This is a genomic window from Frigoribacterium sp. NPDC087798 (assembly GCF_044742985.1).
Lineage (GTDB): Bacteria > Actinomycetota > Actinomycetes > Actinomycetales > Microbacteriaceae > Frigoribacterium.
Genome location: NZ_JBIUVP010000003.1, coordinates 232,803 through 256,018 on the forward strand (window position 1 = coordinate 232,803; position 23,216 = coordinate 256,018).

The 23,216-nt window shown below is 73.4% G+C and carries 23 protein-coding genes; 11 read left to right on the top strand and 12 right to left on the bottom strand.

The genetic code is table 11. The annotated features are described in order from the left end of the window. Positions 1–193: 193 nt before the first annotated feature. Positions 194–2,365 carry a transketolase family protein gene (locus tag ACIOSR_RS10940; RefSeq protein WP_402752612.1) on the top strand — a complete coding sequence of 724 codons (2,172 nt, stop codon included), beginning with the start codon at positions 194–196 and terminating at the stop codon, positions 2,363–2,365. Positions 2,366–2,529: 164 nt separating this feature from the next. Here ACIOSR_RS10940 and ACIOSR_RS10945 read toward each other — a convergent pair whose 3' ends face one another. Then, positions 2,530–3,699, bottom strand: a complete 1,170-nt coding sequence (locus ACIOSR_RS10945) for a BMP family protein (RefSeq protein WP_402752613.1) — start codon at positions 3,697–3,699, stop codon at positions 2,530–2,532. 463 nt (positions 3,700–4,162) lie between these two features. On the opposite strand from ACIOSR_RS10945, the gene ACIOSR_RS10950 reads away from it, so the two are divergent. Both ACIOSR_RS10950 and ACIOSR_RS10955 read left to right on the top strand, forming a co-directional pair. Continuing rightward, positions 4,163–5,038, top strand: coding sequence for a Rieske 2Fe-2S domain-containing protein (locus tag ACIOSR_RS10950; protein WP_402752614.1), 876 nt, complete (start codon positions 4,163–4,165; stop codon positions 5,036–5,038). Between the two features lie 235 nt (positions 5,039–5,273). Beyond that, a complete protein-coding gene (locus ACIOSR_RS10955; RefSeq protein WP_402752615.1) occupies positions 5,274–5,765 on the top strand; it encodes a hypothetical protein in 492 nt (163 codons plus the stop codon). Between the two features lie 170 nt (positions 5,766–5,935). Here the strand turns inward: ACIOSR_RS10955 and ACIOSR_RS10960 are convergent, their stop codons facing one another. Then, positions 5,936–6,352 (bottom strand): hypothetical protein, encoded by a 417-nt coding sequence (locus ACIOSR_RS10960; RefSeq protein ID WP_402752616.1) that lies wholly within the window; start codon positions 6,350–6,352, stop codon positions 5,936–5,938. Positions 6,353–6,512: 160 nt separating this feature from the next. Here ACIOSR_RS10960 and ACIOSR_RS10965 point away from each other — a divergent pair, with 160 nt between their 5' ends. Together ACIOSR_RS10965 and ACIOSR_RS10970 are read left to right on the top strand one after the other, a co-directional pair. Then, entirely contained in the window at positions 6,513–7,154 is a 642-nt protein-coding gene (locus ACIOSR_RS10965; RefSeq protein ID WP_402752617.1) for a DUF1992 domain-containing protein, read from the top strand. A 542-nt stretch (positions 7,155–7,696) separates the two neighbouring features. Beyond that, complete coding sequence (locus tag ACIOSR_RS10970; protein WP_402752618.1) at positions 7,697–8,434, top strand: C40 family peptidase; 738 nt, start codon at positions 7,697–7,699, stop codon at positions 8,432–8,434. Positions 8,435–8,586: 152 nt separating this feature from the next. Here the strand turns inward: ACIOSR_RS10970 and ACIOSR_RS10975 are convergent, their stop codons facing one another. Further along, complete coding sequence (locus ACIOSR_RS10975) at positions 8,587–10,233, bottom strand: SulP family inorganic anion transporter (protein ID WP_402752619.1); 1,647 nt, start codon at positions 10,231–10,233, stop codon at positions 8,587–8,589. Positions 10,234–10,331: 98 nt separating this feature from the next. Here ACIOSR_RS10975 and ACIOSR_RS10980 point away from each other — a divergent pair, with 98 nt between their 5' ends. After that, positions 10,332–10,802 carry a MerR family transcriptional regulator gene (locus tag ACIOSR_RS10980; RefSeq protein WP_402752620.1) on the top strand — a complete coding sequence of 157 codons (471 nt, stop codon included), beginning with the start codon at positions 10,332–10,334 and terminating at the stop codon, positions 10,800–10,802. A gap of 168 nt (positions 10,803–10,970) precedes the next feature. On the opposite strand, the gene ACIOSR_RS10985 is transcribed toward ACIOSR_RS10980, so the two are convergent. Then, complete coding sequence (locus ACIOSR_RS10985) at positions 10,971–12,041, bottom strand: glycoside hydrolase family 6 protein (RefSeq protein WP_402752621.1); 1,071 nt, start codon at positions 12,039–12,041, stop codon at positions 10,971–10,973. 302 nt (positions 12,042–12,343) lie between these two features. Here ACIOSR_RS10985 and ACIOSR_RS10990 point away from each other — a divergent pair, with 302 nt between their 5' ends. Beyond that, positions 12,344–13,636, top strand: coding sequence for a peptidoglycan DD-metalloendopeptidase family protein (locus ACIOSR_RS10990; protein WP_402752622.1), 1,293 nt, complete (start codon positions 12,344–12,346; stop codon positions 13,634–13,636). Between the two features lie 10 nt (positions 13,637–13,646). Here ACIOSR_RS10990 and ACIOSR_RS10995 read toward each other — a convergent pair whose 3' ends face one another. The 3 genes from ACIOSR_RS10995 to ACIOSR_RS11005 all read right to left on the bottom strand — a co-directional run bounded on the left by ACIOSR_RS10995 (position 13,647) and on the right by ACIOSR_RS11005 (position 15,144). Continuing rightward, positions 13,647–13,907, bottom strand: coding sequence for a Txe/YoeB family addiction module toxin (locus ACIOSR_RS10995; protein ID WP_402752623.1), 261 nt, complete (start codon positions 13,905–13,907; stop codon positions 13,647–13,649). Then, positions 13,904–14,155 (bottom strand): type II toxin-antitoxin system Phd/YefM family antitoxin, encoded by a 252-nt coding sequence (locus tag ACIOSR_RS11000; RefSeq protein WP_054145051.1) that lies wholly within the window; start codon positions 14,153–14,155, stop codon positions 13,904–13,906. Before ACIOSR_RS11000 ends, ACIOSR_RS10995 begins: the two co-directional genes overlap by 4 nt. 89 nt (positions 14,156–14,244) lie before the next feature. Continuing rightward, on the bottom strand, positions 14,245–15,144 hold the full coding sequence (locus ACIOSR_RS11005) for a LysR family transcriptional regulator (RefSeq protein WP_402752624.1): 900 nt from the start codon (positions 15,142–15,144) through the stop codon (positions 14,245–14,247). A 71-nt stretch (positions 15,145–15,215) separates the two neighbouring features. Here ACIOSR_RS11005 and ACIOSR_RS11010 point away from each other — a divergent pair, with 71 nt between their 5' ends. Beyond that, positions 15,216–16,187 (top strand): EamA family transporter, encoded by a 972-nt coding sequence (locus ACIOSR_RS11010; RefSeq protein WP_402752625.1) that lies wholly within the window; start codon positions 15,216–15,218, stop codon positions 16,185–16,187. Here the strand turns inward: ACIOSR_RS11010 and ACIOSR_RS11015 are convergent. Next, positions 16,177–16,653 (bottom strand): N-acetyltransferase, encoded by a 477-nt coding sequence (locus ACIOSR_RS11015; protein ID WP_054145054.1) that lies wholly within the window; start codon positions 16,651–16,653, stop codon positions 16,177–16,179. The two genes, ACIOSR_RS11010 and ACIOSR_RS11015, sit on opposite strands and share 11 nt — an antisense overlap. 214 nt (positions 16,654–16,867) lie before the next feature. Between ACIOSR_RS11015 and ACIOSR_RS11020 the strand changes: the two genes are divergently transcribed. Continuing rightward, positions 16,868–17,545 carry a ScbR family autoregulator-binding transcription factor gene (locus ACIOSR_RS11020; RefSeq protein WP_173154261.1) on the top strand — a complete coding sequence of 226 codons (678 nt, stop codon included), beginning with the start codon at positions 16,868–16,870 and terminating at the stop codon, positions 17,543–17,545. A 43-nt stretch (positions 17,546–17,588) separates the two neighbouring features. On the opposite strand, the gene ACIOSR_RS11025 is transcribed toward ACIOSR_RS11020, so the two are convergent. The 4 genes from ACIOSR_RS11025 to ACIOSR_RS11040 form a co-directional block, all read right to left on the bottom strand. After that, positions 17,589–18,554: a hypothetical protein gene (locus ACIOSR_RS11025; RefSeq protein WP_402752626.1), complete on the bottom strand. Its 966-nt coding sequence runs from the start codon at positions 18,552–18,554 to the stop codon at positions 17,589–17,591. After that, positions 18,551–19,288 (bottom strand): response regulator transcription factor, encoded by a 738-nt coding sequence (locus ACIOSR_RS11030; RefSeq protein WP_159826655.1) that lies wholly within the window; start codon positions 19,286–19,288, stop codon positions 18,551–18,553. Before ACIOSR_RS11030 ends, ACIOSR_RS11025 begins: the two co-directional genes overlap by 4 nt. After that, positions 19,285–20,544: a sensor histidine kinase gene (locus tag ACIOSR_RS11035; protein ID WP_402752627.1), complete on the bottom strand. Its 1,260-nt coding sequence runs from the start codon at positions 20,542–20,544 to the stop codon at positions 19,285–19,287. Before ACIOSR_RS11035 ends, ACIOSR_RS11030 begins: the two co-directional genes overlap by 4 nt. A gap of 166 nt (positions 20,545–20,710) precedes the next feature. Beyond that, entirely contained in the window at positions 20,711–21,331 is a 621-nt protein-coding gene (locus ACIOSR_RS11040; protein WP_055976080.1) for a superoxide dismutase, read from the bottom strand. A 175-nt stretch (positions 21,332–21,506) separates the two neighbouring features. Between ACIOSR_RS11040 and ACIOSR_RS11045 the strand changes: the two genes are divergently transcribed. Together ACIOSR_RS11045 and ACIOSR_RS11050 are read left to right on the top strand one after the other, a co-directional pair. Next, the gene (locus ACIOSR_RS11045; protein ID WP_056044367.1) at positions 21,507–22,085 is read left to right on the top strand and encodes a molybdopterin-dependent oxidoreductase; all 579 of its coding nucleotides are present in this window, start codon (positions 21,507–21,509) and stop codon (positions 22,083–22,085) included. Further along, entirely contained in the window at positions 22,082–22,987 is a 906-nt protein-coding gene (locus ACIOSR_RS11050; RefSeq protein ID WP_402752628.1) for an FAD-binding oxidoreductase, read from the top strand. Before ACIOSR_RS11045 ends, ACIOSR_RS11050 begins: the two co-directional genes overlap by 4 nt. The last annotated feature ends 229 nt before the right edge of the window (positions 22,988–23,216 follow it).

Sequence of the window (23,216 nt, forward strand, 5' to 3'; positions counted from 1 at the left end):
GTGGTGCCCGCCCGACGACGTCAGGCCGTCGAGTCGTCAGGTCGTCAAGTCGTCATGATGACTTCGACGAGGGTACGTCTCGCCGACCACCGGTGCAAGTCGACAGTCGTCTTGATTCATCATGACGTCCTGATGACCGACGCTACGGTCGTCGGAGACCCAGCCCGCCCCTCCCCGAACCGGAGCCCCCCACGTGATCCACGACCTCGACGCCGCCGCCGTCACCACCGCCCGCCTGCTCGCCCTCGACGCCGTCGAGCGCGCCGGGTCCGGCCACCCGGGGACGGCGGCCGCGCTGGCCCCCGTCGCGCACCTCCTCTTCCAGAAGCACCTGCGGCACGACCCGCAGGCACCCGACTGGGCCGGCCGCGACCGGTTCGTGCTGAGCTGCGGGCACGCGAGCGTCCTGCTCTACACGCAGCTGTTCCTCACCGGCTACGACGTGTCGCTCGACGACCTCAAGGCGTTCCGGTCGTTCGGGTCGCGCACCCCCGGCCACCCCGAGCTCGGTCACACCCCCGGCGTCGAGACCACGACCGGGCCGCTCGGGCAGGGACTCGCCACGGCCGTCGGCATGGCGATGGCGATGCTGCACGAGCGTGCCGTCAACGACCCCGACGCCGCCCCCGGCGAGTCCGTCTTCGACCGCCGCGTCTTCGTGCTCGCGTCCGACGGCGACCTGCAGGAGGGCCTCTCGTACGAGGCCGGTGCGCTCGCCGGACGTCACCGCCTCGGCAACCTGACGGTGGTCTACGACGACAACGACATCCAGATCGAGGGCGACACGAGCCTCACCTCGAGCGAGAACGTCGGCGCCCGGTTCGCCGCGCAGGGCTGGCGCGTCGACCACGTCGGACTCGCCCCGGACGGCGACGTCGACGTCGAGGCCCTCGACGAGGTGCTCTCGACCACCGACCGCCGGGGCGACCGCCCGCACCTCGTCGTGCTCAAGTCGCAGATCGCCTGGCCCGCGCCGAACGCCCGCAACACCTCGGCCTCGCACGGCGCCCCGCTCGGTGCCGCCGAGGTCGCCGCGACCCGGGTCGAGCTAGGCGTCGACTCCGAGCCCTTCACCGTGGACGACGCCGTGCTCGCCCACACCCGGTCCGTGCTCGAGCGGGGCCGGGCCGCCCGCGAGGCCTGGCAGGTCGCCGCCGACGCCTGGGAGGCCGCCCACCCCGTGGCCGCCGCCGAGCTGCACCGCTCGCGGTCGCGCACCCTGCCCGCGGACCTCGGGTCGCGCCTCCCCGTCTTCTCTCCCGGCGACACGCTCGCCACCCGCGACGCGTCCGGCAAGGTCATCCAGGCGCTCGCCGAGGCGCTGCCCGAGCTGTGGGGCGGCTCGGCCGACCTCGCCGAGCCCAACCGCACGGCGATCGCAGGAGGCGCGTCGTACCTCCCCGAGGAGGCCCCCGGCACCGGCCGCGCCGGTCGCAACGTCCACTGGGGCGTGCGCGAGGGGGCGATGGCCTCGGCCATGAACGGCATCGCGCTGATCGAGGGCTCGCGGTTCTTCGCCGGCACGTTCCTCGTGTTCAGCGACTACCAGCGCCCGGCGATCCGGCTGGCGGCGCTCATGCAGCTGCCGGTCACCTACCTCTGGTCGCACGACTCGGTCGCCCTCGGCGCCGACGGGCCGACCCACCAGCCGATCGAGCACCTGGCGAGCCTGCGCGCGATGCCCGGGTTCTCGGTCGTGCGCCCGGCCGACGGCGCCGAGACCGCCGCCGCCTGGCTGGCGATCCTCGAGAAGGACGGCCCGGCCGGTCTGGTCCTGGCCCGCCAGCCGCTGCCGGTCGCGGCGACGCCCGCCGACGTGGTGCGCGCGGGTGTGCGTCGCGGGGCCTACGTGGTGCAGGACGGTAGTGCTGCGGTTGCGGTTGCGGCTGCGGCTGCGGGCACCGGCAGGACCGACGCCGGTGCGCCCGACGCCGGCGCGACCGACGCCGGTGCGCCCGATGCCGGCGCGCCCGACGCCGGAGCGCCCGACGTGGTCGTCGTCGCCACGGGCAGCGAGGTCGCCCTCGTGCTCGAGGCCGTCGCGCAGATCGACGACCTCGCCGTGCGCGTCGTGTCGATGCCCTGCCGCGAATGGTTCGACGCCGAGCCCGCCGAGTACCGCGAGCAGGTGCTGCCCCGCGCGGTCATGGCCCGGGTCGTGGTCGAGGCGGCCGCGAGCTTCGGCTGGGAGGGCGTCGCCGGCCCCGACGGCGTGGTCGTCGGCATCGACGAGTTCGGCCTGTCGGCCCCCGCGGCCGACGCACTGCGCGAGCGCGGCATGACGACCGACCGCGTCGTCGCCGCCGTTCGCGGGGCTGCCGCCCGGGCTGCTGCCGCCCGGGCGGCGACCTCCGTCGCTTCCTGACCCGCGCCTCCTCGTCCTGGCCCGCGAGTGGGCAGAAGGTGCTGCTCGGCTCGCGCTGACGAGCATCTTCTGCCCACTCGGCGGAGCGGCAGGGGTCGCTGCCGGGCCGGGCCGGACCCGAGCCCGAGCCCGAGCCCGAGCCCGGGCCTGGGCCCGGGACCGGCCTACGGCTGGCTGGGCGACGTGACCGTCACGGCTCCGCTGGCGATCTGGTCGCGCAGGGCGTCGAGCTCGTCCGACAGCTCGGGGCTGACCGACGACGCCAGGTCGTGGAACGGCGCGAGGCCGACGCCGCCGTTGTCGAGCGTGCCGACGTAGGGCTCGTTGGTGAACGAGTCGTCGGTCGACGAGACCGCGATCTGCTGGACGGCCTTCTCGGTGTCCTTGATGACGCTGGTCAGCACGATCGGCCGGTACTCGGCGGGCAGCGTGTCGTAGCCGTCGTTGTCGACCCAGATCACGTCGACGCCGCCCGTGGCGAGCGCGGCCGACGCCGCCCCCTCGCCGACCTGCCCGGCCACCGGCATGATCACGTCGGCACCCTGGTCGATCAGCGCCTGGGCGAGCTGCTTGCCCTTGTTGACGTCCTCGAAGTCGCCGGTGAACGAGCCGTCCTGCGCCTCCTTCGACCAGCCGAGCAGCTGCACGGTCGTGCCGTGCGCGGCGTTGTAGGCGTCGACGCCGTCCGCGAAGCCGTCCATGAACAGGGTGACCGGGGGCTGGTTGCCGCCGCCGAAGGTCGCGACCTTGCCCGTCTTGCTCACGCCCGCCGCGAGGTAGCCGGCGAGGTACGAGGCCTGCGCGGTGTCGAACAGGATCGGCTTGACGTTCGGGGCGTCGACGGTCTCGTCGACGATGGCGAAGTCGATGTCGGGGTTGGCCGCCGCCTGCTCCTCGGTGGCGGGGGCGAGCTCGTAGCCGACCGTCAGCACGAAGCCGCAGCCCGAGTCGACGGCCTGCGCGACGTTCGGGGCCAGGTCGTTCTCGGTCGTCGAGACGAGCACGCGGGCCTGGATGCCGTCCTCCTTCTCGGCCTTCTGCAGGCCGGCCCAGCTCGACTGGTTGAACGAGCGGTCGTCGAGCCCGCCCGAGTTCGTCACCATCCGGGCGCAGTCCTCGCCCGCGGCGGAGGTGCTGCCGCCTCCCTCGGCGGGAGCGCTGGCACAGCCGGCGAGCAGGGCGAGACCGGCGAGGCCGCCGGCGACCCCGAGGAGGCGCGGGTGACGGAGGCGGGACGACGGGCGGTCCCCGAGGCGGGCGGGTGCGGGGTGTGCGGCCGGGCGTGCGGACGAGCGTTCTGCCGGGCGTGCGGACGTGGCGGGGCGGACGGACATGAGGCGGGACCTCCGGGAAGGGGTGTGCTGTGGGGGTGCCGGCGGTGCGGGCCGGGCGGGTGGACACAGTCAACTGCCTGCGGGGCTCCGTGCCAAGCGTGTGACGGGGGCGGGCTCCGTCGGCGGCCGGCGCCGCGCCTCCTGCGCTCGCCGCGCCTCGTGTGCTCGCCGCGCCCGGCCGACACCGCGCCTCCTGCCTTCCACGCCACGAGATGGCCACAGCGCCAGGACTGGTCGTGGCGTTGTGACCACATCGTGGCGGGTTGGCGGGCTGCACCAGACCTCCCTGCTCTCGCCGCCACGAAGTAAACTTGCCGCCACTTTTTCTCGTGGCGGAGTGTTTAGTTCGTGGCGGGCCGGCGGGCTGCGGCGGTGGTGGTGGGCGAGACGGCGGGTCGGGTGCAACGGGTGTTTGCTCGGGACAACACGAATCCCCGGCCCGGACCAGCACTGGAGGCACGTCATGCGAGAACTCGGAATCGTCAGGACCCTGACCGCCCTCGAGAACGCCGAGCGGCTGGACCCGCTCGTCGACCGCGTCGCCGGCGTCGTCGACCGGGTCCTCGCGCCGCGCAGCCTGCGCGACGTGCTGCACGGCGTCCCCGCCGGCCACCCGTTACACCCCGTGATGGTGCTCGTCCCGACCGGCGCCTGGATCAGTGCGGCCGTGCTCGACCTGCTGCCCGGGCAGGACCGGGCCGCCCGGACCCTCGTCGGCGTGGGCGTGCTGGCCGTGGCGCCGTCCGCGCTCGCCGGCTTCGCCGACTGGGCCGCGACGCACGAGCAGCAGAAGCGCGTCGGCCTCGTCCACTCGGCGGCCAACCTCGTCGCGACGGCCCTGTACGGGGCCTCGTACCTGCAGCGCGTGCGAGGACGGTCGCTCAGCGCCAAGCTGCTCGGCTTCGCGGGGCTCGGTGCCGTCTCGGCCGGCGGCTTCATCGGCGGACACCTCGCCTATCGTCAGGCCGTCGGCGCGAACCACGCCGAGGACGTCCCGCACCTGGTCGCGCCCGGCTGGCACGAGATCGCCCGGGTCGACGAGCTGCCCGACCGCGAACTCACCGCCCTCGAGGTGTCGGGCCAGCCCGTGGTGGCGTATCGCCACGGCGACCGCGTCGAGGTGCTGTCGGACACCTGCAGCCACCTGTCGGCGTCCCTCGCCGACGGCCGCGTCGGCACGGAACGCGGCGAGGCCTGCGTCACCTGCCCCTGGCACGACAGCGTCTTCTCGCTCGCGACGGGCGAAGTCGTCCACGGGCCGGCGACCTCGCCCCAGCCGCGCTTCGAGACCCGCGTCGTCGACGGCACGCTGGAGGTGCGGCTGCCGCACGCCGGCTGACCCGCGCCGTCCGTCCGTCCGCAAGTCGCTCGCCGCGCCTCCGTGCCCTCGCCGCCACGAAGTGGACATCACGCCACGAAGTGGACACGCCGCCACCTTTTTTCGTGGCGGCTTGTTCACTTCGTGGCGTCGTGGCGTCGTGGCGTCGTGGCGGGCCGGCGAGGTGGCGGTGGCTGACCGACCGACCGGCCTGCGGGGTGCGGCGGCGTCCAGGCGGGCGGGGCACACTGTCGGCATGTACCGAGGCCTGCCGACCATCTCGTTGCCCGAACCCGAGCGTCCGCCGTTCGTCGACCGGCTGCAGCGGGCACTCGACCTGGCCGCCGCGGAGGAGAGCGGGCGCCTGCGGGTCGTCCACTCGTGGGTCGGCGACGAGGTGCCAGGTGGTGCGATCCGTCGTGCTGGCTGGCAGTCGCGGGTGCTGACGATCACGGGCCCACGGCGGGCGCCGATCGACGTCTGGTTCGACGCGGACGACGGGGACGTCAGCGTGATCGGTGACGTCTCCGTGCCGGACTGGTCGTTGCACGACGCCGAGGCCGAGTCCGCCTGCCTCGCCGCGTCCGGCCAGCTGCTGCACGACCTCGCGGCCGGTCGCCTGCCCCGCGGTCGCCGCTCGGACTTCGTCCGGTCGAGCACCGTGCTCGCCCTGATCGGTGCCGGGGCCGTGGTCGGAGCGGTCGTCGTCGACGTGCTGCGCGCCCGGGGTCGGGGCCGCACGGTCTGACGGGCGGCACGTCCTCACCGGACGAGCCGCGCCTCCGCTGACGGGCGGCGCGTCCTCACCGGGCGACCCGCGCCTCCTCGCCTGACGACCCGCGCCTCCTCACCGCAGGACCCGCGCGTCCTCGCCGGACGACCCGCGCCTCCTCGGGGCGTCGTGGAGCGCCGACGCGCCTAGCGGGTGTGCCGCTCGAAGAACGCCGTCGACGGCGGCAGCAGCATCAGCAGGCAGGCGATCAGCGCGCAGATCACGGACGCCCACTCGAGCACCCCGCCGCCACTCGCCCCGCTCACGCCGCCCAGCACCTGCAGGATCGTCAGCACGAGCAGCACGGTGCGTGCCCAGCGGCGCCCGTCGCGCATCGACCGCACGACCGCGAGCTGCACCAGGGCGACCACGATCGCGAACACGCCGCCGGCGATGTCCGCCCCGCGCGGGTCGGCCAGGGCCCCGCCGGACGTCGACACCCGGGCCGGCCCGCCGAAGAGCATCAGCAGGACGGCACCGACGACGCCCAGGGCGACGACGGCGATCCACAGGGCGTACGCCGCCGAGATCGTGCGGGGGGCGGGTGGGGCGGCGTCGCGCATCGGGCCTCCTCGATCGGCGGGCGGGGCCTCCAGGGTAGGCCCGGCCACCGTCGGTGGTGCGGCGTACCCTCGACGCCACGAACCCCGAAGAGCACGAACGACCAGGAGCGACGGTCGGGCACCGTCCGCCGCCCCACGACGAGCGCAGGAGGCGCGGCGCATGGACCGAGAACCCGAACGACGACCGCAGGGTCGCGACCACCGCGTCGACGCGGCCCGCTACCGGGTCGACGGCGACGTGCCGAGCGACGACGCGCCCCGCGACACCCGCACGGCCGCCGAGATGCGGGCCTGGGCCCGCACCGCCATCGACCAGGCGATCGCCCGTGGCGAGTTCGACGACCTGCCGCTCGCCGGCAAGCCGCTGCCCGGCCTGGCCGGCGGCACGGTCGACCCCGACTGGTGGCTCCGCGGTCTGATCGAGCGCGAGGGGCTCACCGGGCTCGCCCCTCCGGCCCTGTCGCTGCGCGCCGAGAGCACGGGTCTGCACGCCGAACTCGACCGGCTGCGCTCCGAGGCCGCCGTGCGGTCGCACCTCGAGGACTTCAACGCGCGCATCGTCGAGGCCAGGCGCCAGTTGTCCGGCGGACCCCCGGTCGTGACGCCCACGCGGGACGTCGACGGCGAGGTCCTGCTCTGGCACGAGAGGCGGCAGGCGCGCCGGGCCGCCGAGGCCGCCGCCGTGCCGCCACCACCCCCGAGCTGGCGCGAACGACGGGCCCTGCGACGCGAGCTCAAGCGGCGCCGAGGCGACCCGGGACCGTCGGGCGGGCCGGGTGGGCCGCCGTCATCCGACGAGTGATGCCCGCCTGGCCTCGTGACCTGTTCGTGATCTTTTTCGGGCGAGAACTACACCTCGAGGATGATGCGCGCTAGGGTCGAGTGTTCGCACCACCCCCAGACGAGAGGACCGCACGCGTGACGAAGCCCGCCTCCCCGACCTCTCCGGATCAGGGTGGCGCGACGGCTGGTCATGTCGAAAGTGCTGGTCAGCGTCCTACTGGTCAGGCTGGTCCGACCGGCGTTCGTCCGCTCGGAGAGCGTTCGGCCCGCCTCGCCCTCGAGCGTCGCGAACGCCGTGCCCGACGGGACGTCCTCCCCACCTCGCACCGTGAGTCCTTCGTCGAGTGCCCCGCCCTCGTCGGTGCTGCCGAGGCCTCGGTCGCCCCGCGCGTCCGACCCCGACGCGCCGACGCGCCGGTTCAGACCGGCCCCCTGCTCGGTCTCGAAGAGTCCGCCACGGCCAGCGCCGCCGCTCGTCCCGAGGACGCGGCCCGCGCCTCCTCGCCGACCGGCCACCCGGCGCCTGCCCGTCCGTCACGCCGCGCTCGCCGTGCCGCGGTCGTGGCCGCACGTCCCTCCTCGCCGACCCGTGCGGCCGCCGGCCGCCCCGGTGCGGCGCGCAGCGTCGGCACCGCCGTCAAGAAGCTCTCCATCGTCACCGCGATCGTCGGTTTCGCCGCCAGCGGCGTCCTCCCCCTGCTCGCGACCACCGGCGACGAGGCTCAGGCCGTCGCCGCGGGTGCGACGGCGCGGTCGTCGCTCGGTTCGCAGACGCTGTCGGTCGACACCGCCTCGCTGACCGACGAGTCCGACGAGACCGCCCGCGACGCCTACTCGGCCACGTCGATGGTCGACGTCGTGACGCAGAACCTGCAGAACCGCAAGGCCGCGGCGAACACGACCTACGAGGGGCCGACCACGGCCGACTACCTCGCGAACCCGCTCTACCCCGAACTCGACCGCGACCAGGTGCTCGCGGTCGCGCTGCAGTACATCGGCACGCCGTACGTGCACGGCGGCGAAGACCCCTCGAAGTTCGACTGCTCGGGCCTCATCACGTTCGTCTACGCGCAGTTCGGCATCGAGCTGACCCACTACGTGCCGACGCAGAACACCGAGGGCCGGACCATCCCCGAGTCCGAGGCGGTCCCCGGCGACCTCGTCGTGTTCGACAACCTGGCCCACGACGGCATCTACGCCGGCAACGGCATGATCCTCGACGCCCCGAAGCCCGGCGGCTTCGTCGACGTCCGCCCGATCTGGAACCAGGCGCACCACTTCGTCCGCATCGACGGCTGAGCCGCCCCTCGGGCTCGGGCTCGGGTTCAGCCTCGACCGCGCAGGGCGGTTTCGCGTCCTGACCTGACGACCCGCGCCTCCGGGGCTCCGCCGTCCGTCCGTTCTGCGGCAGGCGCCGTGCCGCGGTGTCGCATGCCCGTGCTGCGGACCCGCTACCCGAGGCGGCCGGTGAGTCGGCCGTGGAACGCCTCGCTACGGTCGTCCAGCCCGACGAACGTCGCCGTCACGCCGTGTGCCCGGAACTTCTCGTCGACCGAGTCGAGGGCGGCGACGCTCGACGCGTCCCACACCTGGGCGCGGGACAGGTCGACGGTGACCGTCGCGGGGTCGTCTCCGTAGGAGAAGTGCTCGACGAGGTCGTTGCTGCTGCCGAAGAACAGCGGGCCGACGACGTCGTACCGCACCGTCTCGGGGGCCGGGGGTCCGTCGACGACGGCACCCGCGCCTCCTGCGCTCGGGGTGACATCGATCGTGTCGCTGGCGGTGCCCAGGGTGCCGGTGCCGGAGGTGACGCCGGCGCCCGCGGGGGCCGGCGTCACGTGCCGCTCGACCGTGATCACGTGGGCCACGCGGCGCGCGAACAGCACCATCGCGAGGAGCACGCCGACCGCGACGCCGAGGGCGAGGTTGTTCGTCGCGACGACCACCGCCACCGTGACCACCATGACCAGTGTCTCGGGCACGGGCATGCGGCGGAGGGTCGACGGCTTCAGCGAGTGCCAGTCGACGGTGGTGATCGCGACGATCATCATGACCGCGGCCAGCGCCACCATCGGGATCGTCGACATCACGGCGCTCAGCCCGGTGACCAGCAACAGCAGGAAGAGCCCGGCTGCGATGGTCGACACCCGCGTGCGGGCCCGCCCGATCTTCACGTTGACGACGGTCTGGCCGATCATGGCGCAGCCGGCGATGCCGCCGTAGAAGCCCGCCGCGATGTTCGCGACGCCGAGCGCCCAGGACTCCTTGCCCTTGTGCGACGGGGTCTCGGTGAGGTCGTCGACGAGCTTCGCGGTCAGCAGGGTCTCCATCAGGCCGACGAAGGCGACGCTGAGGGCGGTCGGCCAGATGATCTGCAACGTCTCGAGGGTGAACGGGGCGAGCCACGGGGTCAGGCCGGGCAGGCCGCCGCCCATCGGGCCCTCGTCGCCGACGGTGTGCACGTCGAGGCGGGCGGCCACGGCGATGACCGTCACGACGACGATGGCGACCAGCGGCGCCGGCACGGCCTTCGTCACCTTCGGCAGCAGCACGACGATCGCGATGGTCAGGGCGAACAGCGGGTAGACGACCCACGGCTGGTCGATGATGTGCGGCACCTGCGCCACGAAGATCAGCACTCCCAGCGCGTTGACGAAGCCGATCATGACCGAGCGGGGGATGAACCGCATCAGCCGGGCGAGGCCGGCGAGCCCGAACGCGAGCTGCACGAGTCCGGCCAACACGACCGTGGGCAGCACGTAGTCGGTGCCGTGCTCGCGGACCAGTGGCGCGATGACGAGGGCGACCGAGCCCGCGGCGGCGGTCACCATCGCCGGCCGGCCACCGAGCACCGACATGACGAGCGCGAGCACGATCGACGCGACGAGGCTGACCATCGGGTCGACCCCGGCGATCACCGAGAACGAGATGACCTCGGGCACGAGCGCGAGCGTCGTGACGACGCCGGCCAGGGCCTCGCGGGTCAGGAGGCGCGGGTTGCGCAACACGGACAGCACCGTGTCGGTGGGGCGGACGGGGAGGACCGACCGCGCGGCGGGTTCAGGGCGCGCGCGGTCGGAGTCGTGGGCAGTGGTCACGGAGGACTCCTGGGGTGTGCGGAAGAATGGGGAGTCGGCGACACTGCCGTACGATGCAAACCTACCCTTACGTGAGGGTAGAGATGAAACGAGATCCCATGCCCGACGAGACCGCCACGATGCAGATCGGCGAGCTGGCCGAGCGCACCGAGATGTCGCTGCGCACGATCCGCCACTACGACGAGGTCGGTCTGCTGACGCCGTCGGGCCGCAGCGAGGGCGGATTCCGGCTCTACACGCACGACGACTACCTGCGGCTCATGGTGATCCGACGCATGAAGCCGCTCGGGTTCAGCCTCGACGAGATGGCCGAACTGCTGCGGGTCGTCGACGCACTCGACGGCGGGGCGGGCGACGACGGCGGTGCGGACGACGGCGCCGGGGCGGACGACGCGGCCGCCGCGGTCGACGGCGGCGGTGCGGGTGACGAGGGCGACGGGCGCGGTCAGGCGACCCGCGCCTCCTTGGCGGCGTTCATCGACGAGACCGTCGAGCGTCGCGCGAAGCTCGAGCGTCAGCTCGCGATGGCGGACGAGTTCCTCGAGCTGCTGCGCGCCCGCCTGGGCTAGACACCGCCGGCCCGGCCCGGCCCGGCCCGGCCCGGCCCGGCCCGGCCCGGCCCGGCCCGGCCCGGTCGCTCGGCTCAAGCCGCCACGAAGTAAACACGCCGCCACTCGATGATGTGGCGGCGTGTTCATCTCGTGGCGCGGTGGCGGGGCGGGCCGGCCGACCGCGCGTCAGCTGCGGGCCCACTCGGGGCGGCGGTCGACGAGCATCTCGGCGTACGACGGGTACCACTCACCGGCCGGGGGGCCGTCGTTGCAGGTGCCGTCGCTGATGCCCGGCGTCTTGACCCAGAGCAGGGCGTCGAGGCGGCCGTCGTCGGACACCACGCGGGGGTCCTGGCCGAGGCCGACGTCCTCGGGGTTGCACCACGTCCCCTTCCAGCCGCGGCCGTTGCGCGACACGTCGATCACGTAGCGGCTGCCGCCCGTCATCGCCGCGACCTCCTCGGCGTAGGGCTGCTCGTCGCCCACGGGGTAGAAGCCCGCGACGTTGGTGAAGAAGCCGCGGGCCTGGGCGACGCCCGCCGCCTCGAGCCGCTCGGCCATCACCTCGGGCGGCACCCAGTGCGAGTTGCCGCCGTCGAGGTAGGCGGGCACGCCGGCCGCCGCGAAGTCGGCGACGGCCTGCTTCAGCAGGGGGAGGCGCGTGTCGGCCAGCTGCGGACACCGGCTGAGGATGCCGAGCGAGTCGGGTTCGACGATGACGACGGCCCGGTGCCCGGCGAGGGTGGCCGCGATCGTCGCGTTCCAGGCGGGGTAGCGCTCGACGGACAAGCCGCCGGCCGAGTAGTTGCCGCAGTCCCGGTCGGGGATCGCGTAGGTGACGAACACGGGCGTCGCCCCCTGGTCCTCGGCGGCGGCCAGGTAGTCGGTGATCACCTTCACGAGCTGGGCGTCGTCGTAGCCGTCGCCGATCCACATCGCCACGGGGCGCTTCGCGATGAGGGCCGCGGCCCGCGCGGCGTCCGTCTCGCCGTCGGCGCTCAGCGTGGCCTCGGCCCGGATCGCCAGCGAGTTCGGCTCGAGCGCGATGCCCCCGTGGAACACCGTGCCGGACGGAGCCGTGCGGATCGTCTCGGGCGTCACCCGGGTCGTCTGCGACGTCGGGGTCGGCGTCGGCGTGGCCGGTGCGCCCGTCGGCGTCGGACGGGTGGCGTCGCCCGACGAGCACGCGGTCAGCAGGACGACGGCGGCCGCGGCGATCAGGCCGAGGGTGGAGCGGGCCGGTCGGGACGATGCCATCTGCGCCTCTCTCGGCGCACTCGGGGAGCTGCCCCGACGGTGGTGGAAGGGACAGTCGACCACGGATGCCGGCCGACGCACAGGGGCCGAAAGGGGGACACGACCGTACCTCGCGGGCGCCGGGTCGGCGCCGCGTCGACGTCTCGTCCCCAGCTCGTCGACCTTCCCGAGGAGGCGCGGTGCGGGGCGAGCGCGCCGCTTCCGTCCCGGAGCGCCTCGGTAGTGTGGGTGCTCCGCGAGGCCCGAGCGCGGACGCCCCTGCACCACCGCACGCGACGCGTGCACCAGACAGACAGAGAGCCATGTCCCACTCCGTCCGCCCCGTTCCTCTCTCGAGCCCCCTCCGCCGCCGGACGTCGGCAGCCACCGTCGCCCTCGTGCTGGCCGTGCTCGCCACGCTCCTCGTCCCCGACCGAGCGATCGCCGCCGCCCCGACCTGGCAGGCCGTCCTCGCCGCCCGCGACGACGAGTCCGCCAAGAAGAAGGCGCTCGCCGACCTGCAGACGGCGCTCGACGCGGCCTCGGCCCGTGCCGAGGCCGCCCGCACCTCGGCGGACGAGGCCGGACGCGTGCTGGGCGAGGCCCAGGCCGCCGTCGACGAGGCGACCGCACGGCACGAGCGGCTCGAGACGCGCCGGGCCGAGGCCCGCGAGACCGCCGACTCCTCACGACGGGTCGTCGGCCAGGCCGCCGCCCTGCTGGCCCGCCCCGGCAGCGGGGGCATGGTGGGCGACCTGCTCGCGGCCGGCGACGGCGCCCAAGAGGTGCTCAAGGGGCTGAGCCTGTCGAGCAAGCTGGGCGAGAACGTCGGTCGCCTCCGCGAGGGGGCCCAGGCCGCCGACAACCTCGCGACCTCGCTGGCCGACCAGGCCGCCGTGGCGCTCGCCGAACGCGACCGGCTCGCGGCCGACGCGCAGACCGCACTCGACGAGGCGGCCGCGGCCAGCGTGACGGCCGAGGCCGACCTCGCGGCCGTCGACGACGAGAAGGCCACCCTCGCCGCCCAGGTCGCCCTGCTCGAGGACGACCGCATGACGCTCGAGCAGGCCTACGCGCAGGCACAGGCGGCCGCGGCTGCGGCCGCCGCCGCCGCTGCGCGTCCCGCCCCCGCCGCGGGTGGTGGCACGGGCCCCGTCGCGCCGGGCACGGGCGGTCCCGGCCCGGGCGTCACCGTGCCCGACCCGGGCACCGGGTGGGTCGCCGCCATCCGCGCGTTCAGCTCGTACCAGGCCTACGGCTACCGCATCCACCCGATCACGGGCGAGTACAAGCTGCACGCCGGAGCCGACTTCGGGGCCTCCTGCGGCACGCCGATCTACTCGGTCTCGGCCGGTCGCGTCAGCTACGCCGGGCCGTCGAGCGGCTACGGCAACCTGATCGTCGTGGACCACGGCGGCGGGGTCAGCAGCGCCTACGCCCACATGGAACGCAACGGCATCTACGTCTCGGTCGGCCAGCAGGTCGCGGCCGGCCAGAACATCGCCGGCGTCGGCACCTCGGGCGGCTCGACCGGCTGCCACCTGCACCTCGAGGTGCGGCAGGGCGGCGTCCCGACCGACCCCGTGGTCTTCCTCGCGTCGAAGGGCGTCCGCTGACGACCCGGGTTCAGCTCGAGTAGTGGTAGCGGCACTGCGCGATCAGGACGTCCGTCTCGGTCACCTTGTAGACCAGCCTGTGCTCGTCGGTGATGCGGCGAGACCAGAATCCGTGGAAGCCGTGCTTCAGGGCCTCGGGCTTGCCGATGCCTTCGTTCGCGTTGCGTTCGACGTCGCGGATCAGGGTGTTGATGCGCTTCAGCACCTTCCGGTCTTGCGTCTGCCAGTACACGTAGTCGTCCCAGGCGTCGTCGTCGAAGACGATCCTCATCCGTGCAGTTCTCGCTCGCTCCCGCCACCCTCGCTCAGACGCTCGATCGCGCCGAGCAGGCGCCGTGCGTTGGCCGGGCTGCGCAAGAGGTAGGCCGCCTCTTTCAACGACTCGTAGTCGTCGAGCGCGACGAGCACGACGGGATCGTGCCCGGCACGGGTGATGACGACCTCTTCGCGATCGTCGATGACCGCGTCGAGCGTCGCCGCGTAGTTCGCCCGCGACTCGGAATAGGTGAGTGTCTTCATCGTGCCTCCTGAGTACAGGAAATTGTACGTCCGAGAGGTCCGTGTCACAAGACGGCGACGAGACTTCACGCGCCTCGTCCATCGGTTCGTCAGATGGACGCGGCTTCGGCCCGGATCTCGTCGACGACGGTGCGGACGGCCGGCCGGGCCGCCCGGTCGGGTCGCATCAGCGCCTCGAGGTGGCGCCCGGCGCGGACGTTCTCGAGCGTCGCGAGGTGGAACCGGCCGGGCGCCCGCGAGGCCGACGTGTGGCGCGGGACGAGGGCGACCCCGTGGCCGGCCGCCACGAGGTTCTCGATCAAGGGCAGGTGCACCGTGCGGTGGACGACCTCGGGTGGGACGCCCGACTGCAGGGCCATCGCCACCAGCACGCGGTCGATCGGGTACCCCTCCGGCACCCCGATCCACGGCTCCCGGATGACGTCGTCGACGGCCACCCGACTGCGGTCGGCCAGTCGGTGGCCGAGGGGGAGGGCGACCTCGAGCGGTTCGCGCAGCAGCGACACGACGGTCGTCGATGCTCGGCCCGGCGGCAGCACGCCGTCCGACCGGTGGGCGAGCACCACGTCGCAGTCCGCCGTCAGCGGGGCGAACTCGTCCTCGGAGACGTCCCGGTCGGCCACGTCGAGCTCGATGCCCGGGTGCGACCGCATGCGGTGCAACACTCCGGGCAGCAGGAGCTCGGCCGCCGAGGCGAAGACGGACACCCGCACGACGCCACCCGTGCCTCCGCGGACGGCGTCGAACGCCGCCTCGGCCTCGGCGACGGCGGTCGCGACCCCGACCGACGCCCGGGCCAGCGCCCGGCCCTCCTCCGTGAGCACGACGCCCCGGCCGACGCGACGGACGAGCTCGACCCCGAGCTGACGCTGCACCGTCTTCAGCTGCTGCGACACGGCGCTGGGTGACCGGTGCGTGGCGGTCGCGACGGCGGTGACGCTGCCGCGGTCGGCGAGTTCCCGCAGCAGGTCGAGATGGGTCAGATCCATGAAGGCAGCCTACAAAGTGCACGCGGTGATCTGCGCTGGTCCTGAACGGTCCGGCACGCCACGATGGAGACGTGACCGTCCGTGACCGCCTCCTCGCCCTCGTCGTCGCCGTCTGCTGGGGCATCAACTTCCCCGTGACGGCGATCGCCCTCGAGCACTTCCCGCCGTTCCTGCTCGTGGCGCTGCGCTTCACGTTGCTCGCGGTGCCGACCGTGCTGCTGGTGCCGCGTCCGGCGATCCCGTGGTCGCGCCTCCTGCTCGTGGGGGCCACCCTCGGCATGCTGCAGTTCGCCTTCCTCTACCTCGGCATCGCGGCGGGCATGCCCTCGGGTCTCGCCTCGCTCGTGTTGCAGGCGTCGGCACCGTTCACGGTCGTGATCGCCGGCTTCTGGCTCCGGGAACGCATCACCCGCCGACAGGCGATCGGCATCGGCATCGCCGTGGTGGGGCTCGTCGTCATCGCGGGGCACCGGTCGCAGGTCGCCGCGTTGCTCCCCGTCGTGCTGACGCTGTGCGGCGCGCTCGGCTGGGCGATCGGCAACGTGGCCGTCCGACGGGCCGCGCCGCCCAACCCGATGCACCTGACGCTGTGGATGTCGATCGTCGCGCCGGTGCCGATGCTCGCCCTGTCGTTCGTCGTCGAGGGCCCCGAGCGCATCGGTGAGAGCCTCGGCACGGTCTTCACGCTCGAGGCGCTGCCGTCGGTGCTCTGCCTGCTCTACCTCGTGCTGATCGCCTCGGTCGTCGGCTACGGCATCTGGACGCGCCTGCTCTCGGTCTACCCCTCGGCGACCGTCGCACCGTTCTCGATGCTCGTGCCCGTGGTCGGCGTGCTGGCCTCGTGGCTGGCGTTCGGCGAAGTGCCCGACCTGGTCGAGCTCGTCGCCGGCGTCGCGGTGGTCGGCGGCGTGCTCTACGCCAGCCGGGTGCCCAGGGCCCGCGCCGTGGACGGCGACCCCGAGGAGGCGCGGGTCGCCCCGCCCGAGCCGGTGCCCGTCCCCGAGACCGGCACCGCGCCTCCCGGGTCGCCCCTCAGGCGGTGACGGGCTTCTTCATCTGCACGGCGGTCGTCTCGTAGCCGAGCGATTCGTAGAGGTGGCGGGCGACCTCGTTGTAGCCGAACACATTCAGGCCGAGGGTCTCGGCGCCGTGACGGGCGGCGGCCTGCTCGGCGAGGAGCATCGTCGCCCGGCCGAGTCCGGCGCCGCGGTGGGCCTCGTCGATCTCGACGTCGAAGACCCACCAGTCCGACGAGCCGGGCACGCGGGGTGCGATCCAGAGGATGCCGACGGGCTCACCCGGTCGGGCGTCGTCGATGACGTCGTAGACGAGGTGGCCCTCGGCCGGTGCCCCGTCGGGGAAGGCCTCGCCGAACGAGCGTCGGGCGGCCTCGGCGGCCTGCTCGGGGGTCTCGCCGGCGAGCACGCGGGACTTCTCGTACTCGGCGGTCGAGCGTCGCATCCAGGGCACGAGGCGGGAGGTGGGCATGGGCACGAGGCTGAGCGTCATGCCCGCACGCTAGCGCGCCGTGACCATGCGCGGCACGCGGCGTCACGAGCCGCAGGCGGACCGGTCGGTCGTACCCCGAAACGCTTCGCCACGCGTACCCCGGCGACTGTCGGAGGGCGCAGGTCGCCCCGGTAACGTGTGCACCGGCCGGCGGGGGGCGGCCGTGCGGTGCCTCGCAGGGGCACCGTCTCGACCCGCAGGAGAGACCCACCCGATGCCCCAGCAGAAACGTGCCCAGGCGACCCGCGCCGCCATCATCCGAGGGGCCGCCGTCGTCTTCGACGAGCACGGCTACAGCGAGGCCTCGCTCGACCTCGTCGCCGAGACCGCCACCGTGACCAAGGGCGCGCTCTACTTCCACTTCCGCTCGAAGGCCGACCTCGCGAACGCGGTCATCGCCGAGCAGCACGCGCTCTCGCGCGCCTACGCCGACCGGGTGTCCGAGACCGCGGGCAGCGGTGCCGAGGCGCTCATGCTCTCGTGCGCGTCGCTCGCCACGCAGCTCACCACCGAGGTGCTCGTCACGGCGGGCATCCGGCTGACCACCCAGTCGCCGAGCCGAGACCTCCGGGTCGAGCACCCGTACCTCGACTGGCAGGCCCAGATCTCGGGGCTCGTCGAGCGCGCGGTCGCCGAGGGCGACTTCCGGGCCGACACCGACGTCGAGAGCGTCGCCCGGTTCGTCGTCGGGTCGTACGCCGGCGTGCACATCGTGTCGCAGGCCCTGACCGGCCGCGCCGACCTCTTCGACCGGCTGCGCGACATGTGGGCGTTCGTGCTGCCGACGGTCGTGGCCCCCGGGCACGAAGGCCTGACCAGCTCGTTGCCCCCGCTGATCAGGCCGTCGGATGTTCCCCCGTCCCCCGACGCATCCTCTGTGGACCCAGTTTAGATACTGGCCGACCGGTTTCCCAGTCCCTCGAGGAGGGGGCGGGTCAGGACGGTGGCCGCGGTGGGGTGAGCTCGGCCAGCACCCGCCGGATCTCCGCGTTGTCCGCAGCCAGGGCCGCCGTGTCGATCCCGGAGAGCAGTTCGCCGTCGTCGTGCGGCACGGTGAGTTGTCGGTGCCACTCGGCCTCGTAGAGGGCGTCGCGGTAGCCGGAGGACTCACGGCACCGGGCGTCGGCCGTCGCGATCTCGATCTCGTCGTCGGTCGGCGACGTGCTCGAGTCGAGCGTCTCGAACCGGTCGGCCATCTCGAGGGTCGGCATGCCCGACGGGTCGGAGGCCACGTCGCCCACCCGGGCGTCCTGCATGCACCCGCGCCAGTCGTCCCAGGTCGCGGTCACCGTGGGGTCGTCACGGGCCCCCTCGAACGCGGCGTTGTTCAGGCGGACGAGCGACTGGGTGCGGTTCGAGTAGTCGTCCAGGGACGGCACCGTCCCGCGGGCGCGCTGCACGCAGGTGTCGAACGGGGCGGACCTCTCGGCCGTCCAGGGCTGCGACGAGAACTCGGACCAGGCGGCCGCCCCCGCGTCGATGACCGACAGGGCGTGGTAGCCACGGGTCTCGGCCGTCGCCAGGTCGAAGGCCCGGAGGCGCAGCGAGCCGTTCATCGACAGCTCGCCCGCCCGGTCGCCCGCCGCCACGTCCCGCCACGGCACCACGAAGTCGTCGTGACCGGCCGCGACCATGCACTGCTGCGCGACGAGCAGGAGGGCGTAGGACGACGAGGTCTCGCCGACCGGCACGTACCGGTCGAGCGGCATCGTCCACGCGTCGACGTCCTTCTCGGGGAGGTCGGGCAGGGCGTAGGCGGCGTTGGCCGGGATGCCGTAGGCGACGACGCCGGCGACGACCGCGACCACGGCTGCGAGCGTCACCCGCTTCGCGCGTCGCTGTCGAGGCGAGACTCCGCGGGGCGGAACGTCGCGGGTCGGGACGTTCTTCTCGTCGGTCATCGCGTGGCCCCCTCGTCGTCGCGGGCCGGGCCCACCAGGTCGTTCTCGTAGGCGAAGACGACGATCTGCACGCGGTTGCGCATGCCGAGCTTCTGCAGCACGGCGCGCACGTGGCTCTTGACCGTCGCCTCGCTCAGCCACGCGCTCTCGGCGATCTCGGCGTTGCTCAGGCCCCGTGCCACGAGCAGGAAGATCTCGCGCTCGCGGGGCGAGAGCACCTCGAGCGGTTCGGTCCGCCGCTTCGGCGACGGGGTCGGCACGGCGAACGCGTGCACGACGTCGAGAGCGGCGGCCGTGGTCGGGACGGGCTCGCCGGCCGCCGCCGCGCGGATCGTCGTCAGGACCTCGTCGGGCGTGGCGTCCTTCGTGAGGAACGCGTAGGCCCCGGCCTTCAACGCGCTGAACACGGCCTCGTCGCGCTGGATCGTGGTCAGGGCGACGACGCGCGGGGCCGAGTCGGGGTCGGTGCCGGCCGCCGCCACGATGCGCGTGGTGGCCTCGAGGCCGTTCATCACGGGCATGCGCAGGTCCATCAGCACGACGTCGGGCCGCTCACGCTCGACCAGGGCGACTCCGGCCGCCCCGTCGACGGCCGTGCCCACGCAGACCAGGTCGGCCTGCGCCTCGATCAGCATCTGCAGCCCGGAGGCGAACAGCGGCTGGTCGTCGACGACGACCACCCTCACGAGGGCGGGAGGCGCGGTGCGCGTCGTCGCGGTCGTCACGTCGGTCATGCGGGTTGCTCCGTCCAGGACTGCAGGAGTCCGATCGGTTCGGGAGTCGGCAGGAAGGCGGTGACGACGAAGACGCCGTCGTCGCCGAGCTCGGCCGTCAGCCAGCCACCGGCGAGCCGGGCCCGTTCGGTCATGCTGGCGATGCCGGTGCCCCGGCCGGTGCCGCGGCGGGCGGCGACGAGCGGGTCGTCGCCCGAGGACGTCACCAGCAGGGCGAGGCCGGGCCCCCGCCAGTCGAGGGCGACGTCGACCGTGCTCGACGAGCCGGAGTGCTTGAGGGCGTTGGTCAGGCTCTCCTGCACGATGCGGAAGACCGCGAGTTCTTGCGAGGGCAACAGTTCGGAGGCGTCGCCGAGGTGCCGCAGGGTGACGGTCATGCCCACGTCGCGCATCGTCGTCGCGAGTCGGTCGAGGTCGGCGAGGGTCTCGCGGGGCGTCACGTCGTCGGCGTCCTGCTGGATGCGCTCGACCAGGTGCCGCACGTCGACCAACGAGGTGCGGCCGACGTCGGCGATCGTGCGCAGCGCCTGCTCGACGACCTCGGGACGGGTCGCCGACAACGCGAGGGCGCCCTGCGCCTGCGACACGATCACCGCCAGCGAGTGGGCGAGGGCGTCGTGCACGTCACGGGAGATCCGGGCACGGTCGTGGGCGAGGCGCAGCTCGAAGTCCGTCTCGTGGAAGCGCGTCTCGGTGCGCTCGAGCACCTGCCCGATGCGGCGGACCCGCAGCACGCTCGAGAGGAAGATGCCGACCGCCCAGGCCGCGGCCGCGGCACCGAAGAGCGAGGCCGCCAGGGTGATCACGTCGGTCTTCGTGCCCTGGCCGCCGCCGACCCACGACGACCACACGTACGGCCGCGCGAGGGTGGGCACGGCCATCGCGATCGCGGCGAGTCCCGACGCGAGGCCGGCGGCGGCGAGGGCGACCAGCCGCACGGCGACCGAGCGGGCGAACGCCGCGAAGAACGCCACGAACGCGAGGGCGAGGTACGTCGGCCAGGTGGTGTCCGTCGGGGGCTGCACCCAGCCGGCGAGCTGCAGGGCCGGGATCGTCACCATCAGGCCGATCGACGTCCACGGCATCCAGACCGCGAGGCCGACGGCCAGGCCGAAGAGCCCGAACAGGACGACGTTCTCGACGATCTCGCCCCGACCGGCCTCGGCGATGGTCCACAGCAGCACGAAGACCGCGGCGGCGACGGGCGCCGCGAGGCGCGGCACCCAGGTGCGCAGGTCGTCGGGGATGGTGTCCATGTCGACGACCGTAAGGCGTCGTCGACCGGCCGCGCGCGCCTCCTGCGGGGTTTTCATCCTTGAGGACGAACGCGCCGGGGTGGGGACGAGCCGTCGGGCCCCGGGGACGCGGCGACGGCGCGCCCCCGGGTGGGGACGCGCCGTCGGCGTGGTGGTACTGGAGGGACTAGAGCGTGATCAGACCGTCGGTCTTGGTCGTCGCGGCGGCGAGGCGGGCCTCGACGTTGCTCCAGTTCACGATGTTCCAGAAGGCCTTGACGTAGTCGGCGCGCACGTTCTGGTAGTCGAGGTAGTAGGCGTGCTCCCACACGTCGAGCATCAGCAGGGGGACGAGGCCGAACGGCACGTTGCCCTGCTGGTCGAAGAGCTGGAAGACGCTGAGGCGCTGGCCGAGCACGTCGTACGCGAGCACGGACCAACCCGAGCCCTGCACGCCGAGCGCGGTGGCGGTGAAGTGGGCCTTGAACTTCTCGAGGTCGCCGAAGTCGCGGCCGATGGCCTCGAGCAGGTCGCCGGTGGGCTCGCTGGTCTCGGGGGTGAGGTTCGTCCAGAAGATCGAGTGGTTGACGTGGCCACCGAGGTTGAAGGCGAGGTCCTTCTCGAGCTTGTTGACGTTCGCCAGGTCACCCGTCGAGCGGGCCTCGGCGAGGGCGGCGTTGGCCGTGTTCGCGCCGGTGACGTACGTGTTGTGGTGCTTGGAGTGGTGCAGCTCCATGATCTTCGCGCTGATGTGCGGCGCCAGAGCGGAGTAGTCGTAGGGCAGATCGGGCAGGGTGTACTCAGCCATGTGGGGTCCTTTCGAATTGACCTGCATCCACCGTACGACCTCCACCCATGCCGGGGTCAACGTTCTCCCAGCGCGGACGCAGCCTCGGGGCCCGGCGCCGTCGGGGGTCGTGCGTAGGCTGACGGGCGTACGACGCAACCGCGAACGACCCCGCTCCACCCCGAGGAGGCGCACCATGGCAGGATTCACCGGCTTCGGCAGGCGACGCGCGGCCGACCCGCGACTGCCCCCGGGGCAGTACCTCGAGAGCGGGTTCCCGGTCCTGTCGGCCGGCCCCACGCCGAACATCAAGCGGTGGGAGCTCCAGGTCGCCACCGAGACCGGGCAGCGCTCCCTCACCTGGGCCGACTTCCAGGCCCTGCCGCACGAAGCGATCGAGACCGACATCCACTGCGTCACGAGCTGGTCGAAGCTCGGCACCCACTGGCGGGGCGTCTCGCTCGACACCCTCTTCGACGGCCTCGAGACCACGCACGAGTTCGCGATGGCGACCAGCCACGGCGGGTACACGACCAACCTGCCGCTCGGCGAGCTGCTCGGGGGCAAGGCCTGGGTGGTCGACACCTACGAGGGGCAGCCGCTGCACGCCGAACACGGCGGCCCCGCGCGCCTCTTCGTGCCCGGCCTCTACTTCTGGAAGAGCGCGAAGTGGCTGCAGGGCATCCAGACCATGGCCACCGACCGCCGCGGCTTCTGGGAGAGCATGGGCTACCACCCGCACGGCGACCCGTGGAAGGAAGAACGGTACGCGTGAGCGACCCCGTTCCCGACCCCGGGGTCGGCGGGCTCGACCCCGCGGGTGATCCGTTCGCCTGGCTGCCCGCCACGATCGTGTCGTCGGTCGCGCAGACGTCACGGGCCCGGTCGCTGACCCTCGCGGTGCCCGGCCTCCGGCCCGCGCGAGCCGGCCAGCACGTCGACCTGCGGCTGACCGCGGACGACGGGTACACGGCCGTGCGGTCGTACTCGCTGAGCGACGTCAGGGCCTCCGGTGGCCCCGACCGTGTGCGAGGCGCAGGAGGCGCGGGCCCGGTCCCGCAGATCGAGGTCACCGTCGAGCGCCTGGACGACGGCGAGGTCTCGCCCTACCTGGTCGACGCGGCCGAACCCGGCGATCCGATCGAGGTGCGCGGCCCGATCGGCGGCTGGTTCGTCTGGCCGCCGACCGAGTTCGAGCCCGACTCGGCCGTCCACGCGGTGCTGCCCGAGCCCGAGGGGGCGACCCCGCCGACGGTTGCCCCCGTGCAGTTGATCGGTGGGGGGTCGGGCGTCGCACCGCTGATGGCGATGGTGCGGGCCCGAGGCCGGGACGCACCCCCGATGCGTCTGCTCGCCTCGGTGCGCGACCCGGGTTCGCGGTGGTACGTCGGCGAGCTGGACGAGGCCGCGCGCGCCTCCTCGGCTCGCTATGCGACCGGGCCTCAGGCGCCCCTCGTGGTCGACTGGGTCTTCAGCCGCACCGCTCCCGAGGGGCACGCTCGGCCGGCGGGCCGACTCACCCGCGACGAACTCGAGCGGCTCGTGCTGCCCGCGTCCGAGCATCCGTTGGTCTACGTCTGCGGGGCGAACTCGTTCGTGGCGGTCGTCGCCGGCTGGCTGGTCGAGCTCGGGCACGCGCCGACCCGCGTCCGCACCGAGCGCTTCGGCGGCGTCTGAGGCCGCCCGCCGCTGACCCGGGCCTGCGCTGTGCTGACCCGGGCCTGCGCCGTGCTGACCCGGGCCTGCGCCGTGCTGGCCCGGGCCCGCGCTGTGCTGGCCCGGGCTCTACGGGACCAGCGAAGAACCCCGTTTCGAACGATGCACCCAGAAGAAAGCGGGTGCATCGTTCGAAACGGGGTTCATGGCCGTCCGGCGGAGGCACCAGCCCCCACCCGAACGCCGGGAG